We start from the raw sequence: 12,354 nt of genomic DNA, 5'->3' as shown, positions 1-12,354 counted from the left end.
GGTGTGGGAGCGCTCCCAAAGTGGATTGTGGGTGCCCTCCGGCGTATGTCAACGGAATGGCGTCGCGGTAACCCTCGTGTTTCCTCTCACCAGGCTGCCCGGGATGAAAGTTTCATCCCCGTTGCGGGGCATTCAGCGAGCATGCGGGGCGATGGACGCCTTCCCGGCGGCCTCCCCCTGTACACGGCTCCGGTGGCGGCACACCATGGGAGCGCTCCCAGCCATCTAGCACTGGAGATGATCGCTCGTGAGACTCCACCGCGGCCTTCGCAAATGGGCCGTGACCATGACCGCCGCGAGTGTCGCGGCCTTAGGCCTCGTCGTCGGCCAGGGCACGGCCGCGAACGCCGCCGTCGCCTGCGACGTGACCTACACAGCCAACTCGTGGACGAGCAGCCCTGGTCAGGGCGGATTCACCGCGAGCATCACGCTGAAGAACACCGGCGACCCGCTGAGCTCCTGGTCGCTGGCCTTCGACTACCCGACCACCGGGCAGAAGTACACGCCGTCCGGCTGGGGCGCCAACTGGAGCCAGTCCGGCACCCGCGTGACCGGCACCAACATGCCCTACAACGGCAGCGTGGCCACCGGCGCCTCCGTCTCCATCGGGTTCAACGGCACCTGGACCGGCACCAACCCGAACCCGACGTCGTTCAGCGTCAACAACACCACCTGTGGCGGCACGAACCCGACCACCCCGTCGGTGGTCACCTCCTCCAGCGCCGTAGCGGTCAGCGAGGGCGGCACCGCCACCTTCACCGCGCGCCTGTCCTCCGCGCCCACCTCGAACGTGACCGTGACGACCGCCCGTACCAGCGGCGACACGGACCTCACCGTCAGCTCCGGCGCCTCGCTCACCTTCACGCCGAGCAACTGGAACACCGCGCAGACCGTCACCCTGGCCGCCGCCCAGGACTCCGACACCACCGCCGGCACCGCCGCCTTCAGCCTCAGCGGCACCGGCGTCACCGGAGCCACGGTCAACGCCACCGAGGTGGACGACGACGCCACCGTCGAGCAGTCGATCGTCGTGACGCCGACCTCCGTCACCGTCCCCGAGGGCTCGACCGGCATCTTCACCGCGCGCCTGGCCGCCCAGCCCAGCTCCAGCGTGACCGTCACCACGACGGCCGGCAGCGGCGACAGCAACCTCACCGTCAGCTCCGGCGCCTCGCTGACCTTCACCACGTCGAACTGGAACACCCCGCAGACGGTCACCCTGGCCGCCGCGCAGGACACCGACACGACGAACGGCAGCCGCACCTTCACCGTCGCCTCCACCGGCCTGACCTCCCGCACGGTCACCGCCACCGAGGCCGACGACGACGGCGGGCCCAGCCCCACCCACGTCGAGAACCCGTACGCCGGCGCCACCGGCTACGTGAACCCGAACTGGAGCGCCAAGGCCGCGGCCGAGCCCGGCGGCTCGGCGGTCGCCAACACCTCCACCGCCGTGTGGATGGACCGCATCGCCGCCATCGCCGGCACCGGCGGGGCGATGGGCCTGCGCGCCCACCTCGACGAGGCCGTCAGGCAGGACGCCGCCAACGGCTCCGCGCCGCTGACCATCCAGATCGTCATCTACAACCTGCCCAACCGCGACTGCTCCGCGCTGGCCTCCAACGGCGAGCTGCTCATCGCCCAGGACGGGTTCAACCGCTACAAGACCGAGTACATCGACCCGATCGCGGCCATCATGCGCGACTCCGCGTACGCCGGCCTGCGCATCGTCACCATCATCGAGCCCGACTCGCTGCCGAACCTCGTCACCAACCTCAACTCCTTCGAGAAGTGCCGCGAGGCCAACGGCACCGGCGGCTACCGCGACGGCGTCCGGTACGCCCTCAACCAGCTGCACGCCATCTCGAACGTCTACACCTACATCGACGCCGGCCACCACGCGTGGCTCGGCTGGGACTCGAACTTCCAGCCCGTCGTGAACCTGTTCCACGAGACCGTCGCCGCCACCACCGCCGGCGTCGACAGCGTGGACGGCTTCATCGTCAACACCGCCAACTACGGCGCCACGACCGAGCCGTACTTCACCATCAACAGCATGGTGGGCAGCACCTCGGTCCGGCAGTCCAAGTGGGTGGACTGGAACTGGTACGTGGACGAGCAGAGCTTCGCCGTCGCCCTGCGCAACGCCCTGGTCGCCAAGGGCTTCCGCTCCGGGCTCGGCATGCTGATCGACACCTCCCGCAACGGCTGGGGCGGCAGCGCCCGCCCGACCGGGACGAGCACCTCGACCAACGTCGACGAGTTCGTCAACCAGTCACGCGTCGACCGCCGCATCCACGCCGGCAACTGGTGCAACCAGAGCGGCGCCGGCATGGGCACCCGCCCCACCGCCGCCCCGGCCGCCGGCCTGGACGCCTACGTCTGGATCAAGCCCCCGGGCGAGTCCGACGGCGCCAGCACCGACATCCCGAACGACGAGGGCAAGAAGTTCGACCGGATGTGCGACCCCACCTACACCGGCAACAGCCTCAACGGCAACAACATGTCGGGCGCCAAGGCCGGCGCGCCGCTGTCCGGCCAGTGGTTCTCCGCACAGTTCCGCGAGCTCCTGGCCAACGCCTACCCGCCCGTCAACTGAATCCGCATGGACCCGGCCGGCCGGGGACCCGCCTGACCCGGGCCCCCGACCGGCCAGAGGGACCCGCCTGACCCGGGTCCCTCAGCTACCGGAGGGGGTCCGGGCTTCTGCCCGGGCCCTCTCTTCGTGCTCAAGACGCCCCATGACCCTCAGGTGGTGTATGTCGAGAGCATGACGAGTAGCCTGCATGTGGAGAGCGAAGTCGAGACATACCACTACACCCTCGCATTTGACCATCTTCGGGCGATGGCTCTCGATCCCGAAGAGTCGAGGGCGATGATCCTGGGTGTGGCGCAGCGCTCATGGTAGAGAAGGGTGTCCGCTTGCACACGGATGGCTCAGGCGACAAGGTGGATCTGAGCGGCGTCAGGTGGCGCAAGAGCAGTCTCAGCGGCAACGGCGCAAATTGCGTCGAGGTGGCCGCCGTGGATGCCGGGCTCCTTTCGCTGGCCAAGGGCAAGTCCTCTGACCGTCTGGTTCTGATTCGCGACTCCAAGGATCCTGAAGGCCCTGTCCTGGCATTCACGAAAGCTGAATGGGACGCGTTTTCTGATGGGCTGGTGGCCGGCGAGTTCGACGACCTGAGCTGACTCCCTGGCCTCATCGCCGTAGCCGCCGTCCAGTTGTCCGGGTACCGCGAAGCGCCTTCCGATTGCGAGATCCGCACTCTGGTCAGGGTGGGCTCCCAACGGCCAAGCCGGTAGATGGGATTCGGGCGGGCGAGGGCGAGCGGAGCGAGCGGGGTTTGGGGGGTCGAAGGGGGGCGGCAGCCCCCCTGGGAAGCACAGCCCGAGTTGCCCCATGGCGCGCAGCGCCTCTTATTGCGAGGACCGAGCTTTGCGCCACTCCGACACGACCTGATCCACGTCGAAGGGCATCAGGTTGAGCGGTGGCCCCGGCAAGCCCGTACGAATCGCCTTTCTGATCCGCTCGTTGATCTCTTCGACGATCCGCCGGACCTCGGTCTCCGACCGCGCCCCCCGCGCCTGCCGCAACGCCTCCTCGGCGTCCTTGCGCAACGCCAAGGTGGGCGGCAGCGGCATCGAGAGCCCTTCGCTCTCGATCTTCTGCTTGATCCACCACATCTCGTCGAGGTGCCGCCCCTCACCGGGCAGCGGCTTGCCCTTCCCCGGCAGGTCCTCGAACTCCCCCCGCTCCTCCGCCTCCCTGATCTGCCGGTCGATCCAGCTCTCGAAGGGCATCCCGATGGGCTTGCGATCGGTCACCTGCGCTTGCCTCCTCACGCCAGGTTGTGGCTGGGCGCCACGGGGCCGCGCCATCCGAGCACGGCCTCGGTCATCCGGACGGACGCGACGGTGGCCGCCACGTCGTGCACCCGCAGGATGCGGGCGCCTTTGAGAATGGAGACCACGTTGGCGGCGATGGTGCCTTCCTTGCGCTCCCCTTGCGGCCGGTCGAGCGTCTCGCCGATGAAGTCCTTGTTGGACAGGGCGACCAGCGTCGGGTAGCCGATCGCGGTGATCTCCTCCAGCCGCCGGGTCAGCTCCAGGGAGTGGAAGGTGTTCTTGTTCAGGTCGTGCCCGGGGTCGATGACGATCCTGTCGGGCGCGATTCCGGCTTTGAGGGCGGCTGACACTCGTTCGCGCAGGAAGTCGGCCACTTCGCTGACCACGTCGGCGTAGCTGGGCCGGAAGACGCGCCGTCCGGGGCCGCCGAGGCTGTGGGTGACGACGACGCAGGCGCCGGTCCCGGCGGCGACCTCGGCCATGCCGGGCTCGCGCAGGCCGTTGGTGTCGTTGATGACGTCGGCGCCCGCTTCGACGGCCGCGGCGGCGACGTCGGGCCGGTGGGTGTCGACGGAGATGACGGCGTCGGTGGCGGCTCTGACCCTGGCGATGACGGGGACCACCCGGTCGATCTCCTCGGCCACCCCGATCTGGGCCTGGGCGGCGCTGAAGGCGAAGCCGCCGATGTCGACCCAGTCGGCGCCCTCGTCCACGGCTTTGGTGGCGGCGGCTACGGCGGTGTCGAGCTCGAAGGTGCGGCCCTGGTCGTGGAAGGAGTTGGGGGTCCTGTTGACGATGGCCATGATGGCGACCTGGCGTTCGAAATCGAACTCCCGCCGCCCGATGCGCCGGACTGGGGAGATGATCTCGGGGGATAGCTTCTCGCCGCTCACCCTTCGAGCCTACCTGTCCGTGCAGGCGCAGGTCAGGCGGTGAAGCCACCGCAAGAGCGCCTGGCCCCCGCCGAACGGTGAACCCGCCGTAAGAACGCCCGGCCCCGTAAAGGCTCAGGCGGTGAAGCCGCCGAAGGGGCGTCCGCCCGGCGCGGTGACCCGGATGCGCCGCATGTGGCCCCGCGCGTTCAGCCCCGACCGGCGCGGTAACCGCATGGTGAGCAGGACGGTGGTGCCGCTGGGCCCGGTGCGGAAGTCGGCGACGTCGCACAGGCGGCGGATCAGGTAGATGCCTCGCCCGGTGTAGGACGAGTCGGAGGGGCGTTTGCCGCCGTTGACGTACGACTCGGGGATGCCCGCCCCCCGGTCGCTCGTCTCGGAGCAGATGACGCCGTCGACGGTGTAAAGCTTGAACCGCCCCCAGCCGCCCGCGTGCTCGACGGCGTTCACCACACTCTCGTGCACGGCCAGGACGAAGTCGTCCAGCCGCGGCCCGTGCAGCCCGCAGGTCTCGGCCTGCTCGGCGACGACGTGGCGCAGCTTGCTCACGTCCTGGAGGGTGAAGCTCTGGGCGATCAAGGTACGCATGCGCTCCTCCGTGTCGTCCAATCGACACGCAGGCCGCGCTTCAGGACCTCGCGTGGTCATTCCTCTTCCCCGGTGTGCGGAATCTACACACGGTCATGTCATTACGGTCGTCCGCCAATGCCCGTCGCGAGCTCGCGCACGCGCGCGACAGGACCGGCGTCGGGCGCCAGCGGCGCGGTGTCCATGCCCGCACCGTCGTGCAACCCGTCGAACAGCTCTCGCATGGCCTCTTCCGAGGAGTGTGCCGGCTGCCAGCCGAGCACCTCGCGGGCCCGTTCTATCTTCATGACCGGAACGCGCAGGGCCAGCTCCAGCAGCCCCGGCGCGGCGGGGATGAGGCGGAGGTGCCAGCCTGCGGCCACGGCGGCGGTGGCCAGCCCGCGCGGGATCCGCACCGTGCGCGTGTCCAGCATCCGGGCCAGGTCGTGCGGGTCGAGCACGGGTTCGGCGGCGATGTTGAACGCGCCCCGCACGGGTTTGGTGACGGCCAGCCGGTACGCCTGCGCCGCGTCCTCGGCGTGCAGTGCCTGCAGCCGCAGCCCGGGGATGTCCGGCACGAACGGGATCCGGCCCGCCTTGATGAGCCGTCGCGGCACGAGCGGCCCGGCGAACAGCCTGCGCTGCTCGGTGGCGGCGGCCCGCTGGAAGATGAAGCCGGGCCGCATGCGCACCACGCGGATGTTCGGGTGGTCGTGCTCGAAGACGTCGAGCACCCGCTCGACGTAGGCCTTCTCGCGCCCGTACGCGGCGCCGGGCCAGCCGTGCGTGGGCCAGGTCTCGTCCACCGGCCGGTCCTTGGGCCCCGGCGAGTACGCCCCCACGGAGGAGGCGTGCACCAGCGCCGGCACCCCGGCCTCGGCGGCGGCGCGGAAGACCCGCATGCTGCCGAGCACGTTGGCCCGCCAGGTCACGGCGGGGTCCCTGGTGGGCTGGAAGAGCCACGCCAGGTGCACCACGGCGTCGGCGCCGTCGAAGATCCTGGTCAGGTCGGCGGTCGCGACGTCGGCCTGCCGCCAGTCGGTGTGGTCGACCTGCCAGCCGGGCAGCCGGCGGGCGACCCCGACGATCGAGGTCACCCTGTCGTCGGCGGCGAGCGCGCGTACCACGCTGGTGCCGACGTTCCCGGTTGCTCCCACCACAACGACTCTCATGCTTTGCTCCGCTGCCCTGCGAGCGGGTCACGAAACCCTGTGAGCTGCGAACTCTAGGGCTGAAGCATGATCTTGACGGCGCCGTCGGCCTTCTTCTGGAACATCTCGTACGCCTGCGGCGCCTGGTCGAGCGGCATCCGGTGAGTGGTGAGGTCCATCACGCCGAGCGGGTCGGCGTCGTCGGTGACGAGCGGCATGAGCGCCGGGATCCACCGTTTGACGTGGGCCTGGCCCATGCGCAACGAGATGCCCTTGTCGAACATGCGCAACATCGGCATGGGGTCGGTCATGCCGCCGTACACGCCGATGATGGAGATGACGCCGCCGCGCCTGACGGAGTCGATGGCCTGGTTGAGCGCCGCGAGCCGGTCCACGCCGGCGTTCGACATGAGGGGCGCGGCCATCGCGTCGGGCAGCAGCCCGGTGAGCGTCTGGGCGAGCTTGGCGGCGGGCGAGCCGTGGGCCTCCATGCCGACGGCGTCGATGACAGAGTCGGTGCCGCGTCCTGAGGTGCGCTCGCGGATCTCCTCGGGCACGTTGTGCACGTCGCTGGCGTCGATGACCTCGATGCCGTGGCGGCGGGCCATCTCCAGGCGGGTGGTGATGCCGTCCACGCCGATGACGCGGTGGCCGAGGTGGCGGGCGATGCGGGCGCACATCTGACCGATGGGGCCGAGCCCGAAGACGGTGACGCTGCCGCCGTGGGGGATCTCCGCGTAGGCGACGGCCTGCCAGGAGGTGGGCAGCACGTCCGACAGGTACAGGAAGCGCTCGTCCGGCGGCCCGTCGGGCACTCTGATCGGGCCGAACTGCGCTTCGGGCACCCGCAGGTACTCGGCCTGCCCGCCGGGCACCCGCCCGTAGAGCTTGGTGTAGCCGAACAGCGCGGCGCCCATGCCCTGCTCGCGTACCTGGGTGGTCTCGCACTGCGCGTAGAGCTGCATGCCGCACATGTGACAGTGGCCGCACGCGATGTTGAACGGGATGACCACGCGGTCACCGGGCTTGAGGTTCGAGACGCCGGCCCCGACCTCCTCGACGACGCCCATGGGCTCGTGCCCGAGGATGTCGCCTTCGGCCATGAAGGGCCCGAGCACCTCGTACAGGTGCAGGTCGGAGCCGCAGATCCCGGTGCTGGTCACCCTGATGACAGCGTCGTTGGCTTCCTTGATGGCGGGGTCGGGGACCTCCTCGACCCGCACGTCCCGTTTGCCGTGCCAGGTGACTGCTTTCATCTCTGCCGCATACCCGGGGGCACCGCCCTAAACTGCGCCGCATGGAACGCAGAGCGCCCACGCCCCTCACACCCGACGAGATGGCCAGATTTCTCCCGGCCATGACGGAATGGCTCGCCAAGGAGCTGCTGGAGAAGGGCTCGGTGCGCCTGGCCGCCCTCGACACCGCCGGCAGCCAGCGCAACTTCCAGGAGGTGGCCGGCCGGGTGAGCACGATGCTCGGACGGCGGGTGATCACCGTGACCAGCAGCCACGGGATGACGTTCGAGTTCGCCGACGGGCAACTGCCTGACCAGGAGCGATCCCCCATAACACCGTGATAGGTGTTTTTTGACACGACCACTCCTCGTATCGGGTCCCGTACGGTGACGGCACCCCCCAAGTACGAGGAGAGTCACCATGCTCCCCAGGAAAACCCTGACGGTTGGTATCGCGTTAGCGGCCGTCGCCGTGATCACCGTCCCCGCCGTCGCCTACGCCGCCCGGCAGGACGACTCGCTCTTCGAGGCGGCGCGGGCAAGCGCGTCCATCGCGGCCGATCCCCCTCCCGGCCTGGTGGACGCGCTCGCCCGCGACCTGGGCGTCACCGCCGAGCAGGCCGAGCAGCGGCTGGCCAACGAGGCCGCCGCGGCCGGCGTCGAGCCCGCGCTGCGGGCCATGCTCGGCCCGGCCTACGCGGGCACCTGGGTGAGCGGCCCCACCGCCACCCCGGTCGCGGCCACCACCGACCCGTCGAAGGTCGCCGGCATCACCGCCGCCGGGGTGGAGGCGCGCGTCGTCAGCCGCTCGCTCGACCACCTCGACCGCGCAAAGGCCGCCCTCGACCAGGCCGCCGCGCAGGCGCCGAGGACCGCGCCCGTCTGGTACGTGGACGTCGTCGAGAACACCGTCGTCGTCCTGACCTCCACCCCCGCCAAGGCCGCGGCCTGGGTCCGCGCCAGCGGCGCCGACGCCTCGGCCGTGCGTGTGGTCCGTTCGGGCGAGCAGCCGCGCACCTACTACGACGTGCGCGGCGGCGACGCCTACTACATCGGCTCGGGCTCGCGCTGCTCGGTCGGCTTCTCCGTGACGCGGGCCGGCTCGCAGGGCGGCTTCGTGACGGCGGGCCACTGCGGCAGCGCCGGCGCCACCACCACGGGCTCGAACCGGGTGGCCCAGGGCACGTTCCGGGGCTCGTCCTTCCCCGGCAACGACTACGCCTGGGTGGAGGTCAACACGCAGTGGACCCCCGTCGGCGTGGTGAACGGCTACAGCGCGGGCATCCTGCCCGTCCGCGGCGCCACGGTGGCCCAGCCCGGCTCGTCGGTCTGCCGGTCGGGCTCGACCACCCAGTGGCACTGCGGCTCGGTGCAGCAGCTCAACACCAGCGTCACCTACCCGCAGGGCACGGTCAGCGGCGTCACCAGGACCAGCGTGTGCGCCGAGCCCGGCGACTCGGGCGGCTCGTTCATCTCCGGTGACCAGGCCCAGGGCGTGACGTCGGGCGGCTCGGGCAACTGCAGCTCGGGCGGGACGACGTACTTCCAGCCGGTCGGCGAGATCCTCTCGACGTACGGGCTGAGCCTGGCCGGCCAGGGCCCCGGCCCGTCGCCGACCGTCACGCCGACCAACCCGGGCGGCACGTGGGCACCGAACACGGCGTACGCGACCGGCGCCACCGTCACCTACGGCGGGGCGACCTACCGCTGCCTGCAGGGCCACACCTCGCAGGTCGGCTGGGAGCCCCCGAACGTGCCCGCACTCTGGCAGCGGGTCTAGCTAGTCAAAGCCCCCGGGCTGGGGAGCCCCCTCCCCGGCCCGGGACTCCCGCTCCTCCGCGAGGCGCATGGCCTCCTCGACCAGCGTCTCGACGATCTGGGACTCGGGGACGGTCTTGACCACCTCGCCCTTGACGAAGATCTGCCCCTTGCCGTTGCCCGAGGCCACGCCGAGATCGGCCTCGCGCGCCTCGCCGGGCCCGTTGACGACGCACCCCATGACGGCCACCCGCAGCGGATGCGGGAACCCGTCGAGCGCGGCCGTCACCTGGTCGGTCAGCGTGTAGACGTCCACCTGGGCCCGCCCGCACGACGGGCAAGAGACGATCTCCAGCCGCCGCTCCCGCAGCCCCAGCGACTCCAGGATCTGGATGCCGACCTTGACCTCCTCCACCGGAGGCGCGGACAGCGACACCCTGATCGTGTCGCCGATCCCCTCGTCGAGCAGCACCCCGAAGGCCACCGCCGACTTGACCGTGCCCTGCATGAGCGGCCCCGCCTCGGTCACGCCCAGGTGCAGCGGGTAGTCGCAGCGCGCGGCCAGCAGCCGGTAGGCGGCCACCATCACGCGCGGGTCGTGGTGCTTGACGGAGATCTTGAGGTCGCGGAAGCCGTGCTCCTCGAACAGCGAGCACTCCTGCAGCGCCGACTCCACCAGCGCCTCCGGCGTGGCCCTGCCGTGCCTGGCCAGCAGCCGCGGGTCGAGCGAGCCCGCGTTGACGCCGATCCTGATCGGCACGCCGCCGGCGGCGGCCGCCCGGGCGATCTCCCCCACCTTGTCGTCGAATTTCTTGATGTTGCCGGGGTTGACCCGCACGGCCGCGCAGCCGGCGTCGATCGCGGCGAAGACGTACTTGGGCTGGAAGTGGATGTCGGCGACGACCGGGATCTGCGATCTGCGCGCGATGCCGGGCAGCGCGTCGGCGTCGTCCTGCGACGGCACCGCCACCCTGACGATCTGGCAGCCCGCCGCGGTCAGCTCGGCGATCTGCTGCAGCGTGGCGTTGACGTCGGCCGTGACGGTGGTGGTCATCGACTGCACCGAGACGGGGGCGTCGCCGCCGACCGGCACGTCGCCCACCATGACCTGGCGGGAGGTTCTGCGGGGGCGGCGGACGGACGGCAGCCCCAGCTCTACAGCGGCCATCGGTTCAGCTCCTTTCTGATGGCGTACGCGATGCCCTGGCCGGTCAGCCCGGCCTCGGCGAGCAGCTCGGAGCGGCTGCCCTGGCCGATGAACGCGCACGGCAGGCCCAGGTTGAGCACGTGCTGGCCCGGCGCGCAGACCTGCCGGACCAGGGCGCCGGCCCCGGAGGCGGCGATGCCGTCCTCGACCGTGACGACCAGCCGGCTGCCGCAGACGGCCTTGCTCAGGTCGGCGGAGACCGGGATGACCCAGCGCGGATCGACCACGGTCACGCCGAGGCCCGCGGCCGACAACATCGCGGCGGCGCTCAGGCACGGCTCGGCCATCGGGCCGACGGCCACGATCAGAACGTCCTGCCCGCTGGAGGAGAGCACGTCCACCTCGCCGACGCTGCCCGCGGGCGGGATCTCCACCCCGGCCGCCGCCTTGGGGAAGCGCAGCGCCGTGGGGCCGTCGTGCTCGACGGCCTCCTCCAGCAGCTCGGCCAGCCGCACCGCGTCGCGCGGCGCCGCCACCCGCATGCCGGGCACGATGGACAGCGCCGCCAGGTCCCACATGCCGTGGTGGCTGGGCCCGTCGGGGCCGGTGATGCCGGCCCTGTCGAGCACCAGCGTGACGGGCAGCCGGTGCAGGGCGACGTCCATCAGCACCTGGTCGATGGCGCGGTTGAGGAACGTGGCGTAGACGGCGACCACCGGGTGCAGGCCGCTCATGGCCAGGCCCGCCGCCGAGGCCAGCGCGTGCTGCTCGGCGATGCCGACGTCGAAGGTGCGCTCGGGGAAGCGCCTGCCGAACTCGGCCAGCCCGGTGGGGCCCGGCATGGCGGCGGTGATGGCGACCAGGTCGCGGCGCCGCTCGCCGAGCGCGCACAGGTGGTGGGCGAAGGCGTGCGTCCAGGTGCTGGTGCGCGGCGACACCGGCCGACCCGTCGCCGGGTCGGTGACGGGGATCGCGTGCAGGTGCTCGTCGAGATCCCGCTCGGCGGGCTCGTAGCCGAGGCCCTTGCGCGTCAGGCAGTGCACCACCACCGGCGCGCGCAGCTCGCGGGCCGTGCGCATGGCCTGCTCCAGCGCCTCCATGTCGTGCCCGTCCACGGGGCCGAGGTAGCGCAGGCCGAGGTTCTCGAAGACGGTGACGCCGGGGCCGGCCCGCAACCGGCCCAGGTGGTCGGCGCAGCCGCCGACCGTCGGCGCGTAGGAGCGGCCGTTGTCGTTGAGCACGACGATGACCGGCCGGTCTCCGGCCGCGCCCAGGTTGTTGAGCGCCTCCCAGGCCACTCCGCCGGTGAGCGCGCCGTCGCCGACCACGGCGACCACGGCCCGCGCGTCGCCACCGAGCAGCCTGCGGGCCTTGGCCATGCCGTCGGCGTAGGCCAGCGCGGTGGAGGCGTGCGAGCTGGCCAGGTGGTCGTGCGGCGACTCCTCCCTGCTGGGATAGCCGCTCAGGCCGCCGCGGCAACGCAGCGTGTCGAAGCCGTCGCGGCGGCCGGTGAGCATCTTGTGCACGTACGCCTGGTGACCGGTGTCGAACACGATCACGTCGTCGGGCGACTCGAACACCCGGTGCAGCGCGATCGTGATCTCCACGATGCCGAGGTTGGAGCCCAGGTGTCCGCCCTTGGCGCTCACCTTGTCGATCAGGAAGTCGCGGATCTCGCGGGCCAGCCCGGGAAGCAGCTCGGCGGGCAGTGACCGCAGGTCATCGGGGGTGGAGACGTAGGGCAGCAGGGTCTTCATG

At 71.0% G+C, this 12,354-nt stretch carries 11 protein-coding genes and 1 pseudogene; 5 read left to right on the top strand and 7 right to left on the bottom strand.

What is annotated here, in order from left to right; genetic code table 11:
- The first annotated feature begins 286 nt into the window (after positions 1–286).
- From ABD331_RS29220 to ABD331_RS29210, 3 genes and pseudogenes are all read left to right on the top strand, one after another.
- Positions 287–2,599, top strand: coding sequence for a glycoside hydrolase family 6 protein (locus tag ABD331_RS29220; protein WP_344481283.1), 2,313 nt, complete (start codon positions 287–289; stop codon positions 2,597–2,599).
- 96 nt (positions 2,600–2,695) lie between these two features.
- A pseudogene (locus ABD331_RS29215) lies at positions 2,696–2,908 on the top strand (Scr1 family TA system antitoxin-like transcriptional regulator); the annotation flags it as partial.
- 14 nt (positions 2,909–2,922) lie between these two features.
- Positions 2,923–3,189 (top strand): DUF397 domain-containing protein, encoded by a 267-nt coding sequence (locus ABD331_RS29210; protein ID WP_344481281.1) that lies wholly within the window; start codon positions 2,923–2,925, stop codon positions 3,187–3,189.
- Between the two features lie 228 nt (positions 3,190–3,417).
- On the opposite strand, the gene ABD331_RS29205 is transcribed toward ABD331_RS29210, so the two are convergent.
- The 5 genes from ABD331_RS29205 to ABD331_RS29185 all read right to left on the bottom strand — a co-directional run bounded on the left by ABD331_RS29205 (position 3,418) and on the right by ABD331_RS29185 (position 7,713).
- Entirely contained in the window at positions 3,418–3,825 is a 408-nt protein-coding gene (locus tag ABD331_RS29205) for a DnaJ family domain-containing protein (RefSeq protein ID WP_344481278.1), read from the bottom strand.
- Between the two features lie 14 nt (positions 3,826–3,839).
- Entirely contained in the window at positions 3,840–4,739 is a 900-nt protein-coding gene (gene folP / locus ABD331_RS29200; RefSeq protein WP_344481275.1) for a dihydropteroate synthase, read from the bottom strand.
- Between the two features lie 114 nt (positions 4,740–4,853).
- Positions 4,854–5,327 carry an ATP-binding protein gene (locus ABD331_RS29195; protein WP_344481272.1) on the bottom strand — a complete coding sequence of 158 codons (474 nt, stop codon included), beginning with the start codon at positions 5,325–5,327 and terminating at the stop codon, positions 4,854–4,856.
- A 101-nt stretch (positions 5,328–5,428) separates the two neighbouring features.
- A complete protein-coding gene (locus ABD331_RS29190; protein WP_344481269.1) occupies positions 5,429–6,478 on the bottom strand; it encodes an NAD-dependent epimerase/dehydratase family protein in 1,050 nt (349 codons plus the stop codon).
- A gap of 53 nt (positions 6,479–6,531) precedes the next feature.
- Positions 6,532–7,713, bottom strand: a complete 1,182-nt coding sequence (locus tag ABD331_RS29185) for a zinc-dependent alcohol dehydrogenase (protein ID WP_344481267.1) — start codon at positions 7,711–7,713, stop codon at positions 6,532–6,534.
- A gap of 41 nt (positions 7,714–7,754) precedes the next feature.
- On the opposite strand from ABD331_RS29185, the gene ABD331_RS29180 reads away from it, so the two are divergent.
- Together ABD331_RS29180 and ABD331_RS29175 are read left to right on the top strand one after the other, a co-directional pair.
- A complete protein-coding gene (locus tag ABD331_RS29180) occupies positions 7,755–8,033 on the top strand; it encodes a hypothetical protein (RefSeq protein ID WP_344481265.1) in 279 nt (92 codons plus the stop codon).
- Between the two features lie 79 nt (positions 8,034–8,112).
- Positions 8,113–9,471, top strand: a complete 1,359-nt coding sequence (locus ABD331_RS29175) for a carbohydrate-binding protein (RefSeq protein WP_344481263.1) — start codon at positions 8,113–8,115, stop codon at positions 9,469–9,471.
- Here ABD331_RS29175 and ispG read toward each other — a convergent pair whose 3' ends face one another.
- Together ispG and ABD331_RS29165 are read right to left on the bottom strand one after the other, a co-directional pair.
- On the bottom strand, positions 9,472–10,617 hold the full coding sequence (gene ispG / locus ABD331_RS29170; RefSeq protein WP_344481261.1) for a flavodoxin-dependent (E)-4-hydroxy-3-methylbut-2-enyl-diphosphate synthase: 1,146 nt from the start codon (positions 10,615–10,617) through the stop codon (positions 9,472–9,474).
- Positions 10,605–12,353: a 1-deoxy-D-xylulose-5-phosphate synthase gene (locus ABD331_RS29165; protein ID WP_344481257.1), complete on the bottom strand. Its 1,749-nt coding sequence runs from the start codon at positions 12,351–12,353 to the stop codon at positions 10,605–10,607. The genes ispG and ABD331_RS29165 overlap by 13 nt, the downstream gene beginning before the upstream one ends.
- Position 12,354 lies beyond the last annotated feature (1 nt).

This window comes from Nonomuraea monospora, from assembly GCF_039531895.1.
GTDB lineage: Bacteria > Actinomycetota > Actinomycetes > Streptosporangiales > Streptosporangiaceae > Nonomuraea > Nonomuraea monospora.
The sequence above is the reverse complement of the archived record's forward strand: the minus strand, read 5'-3'. Positions and strand labels throughout refer to the sequence as shown.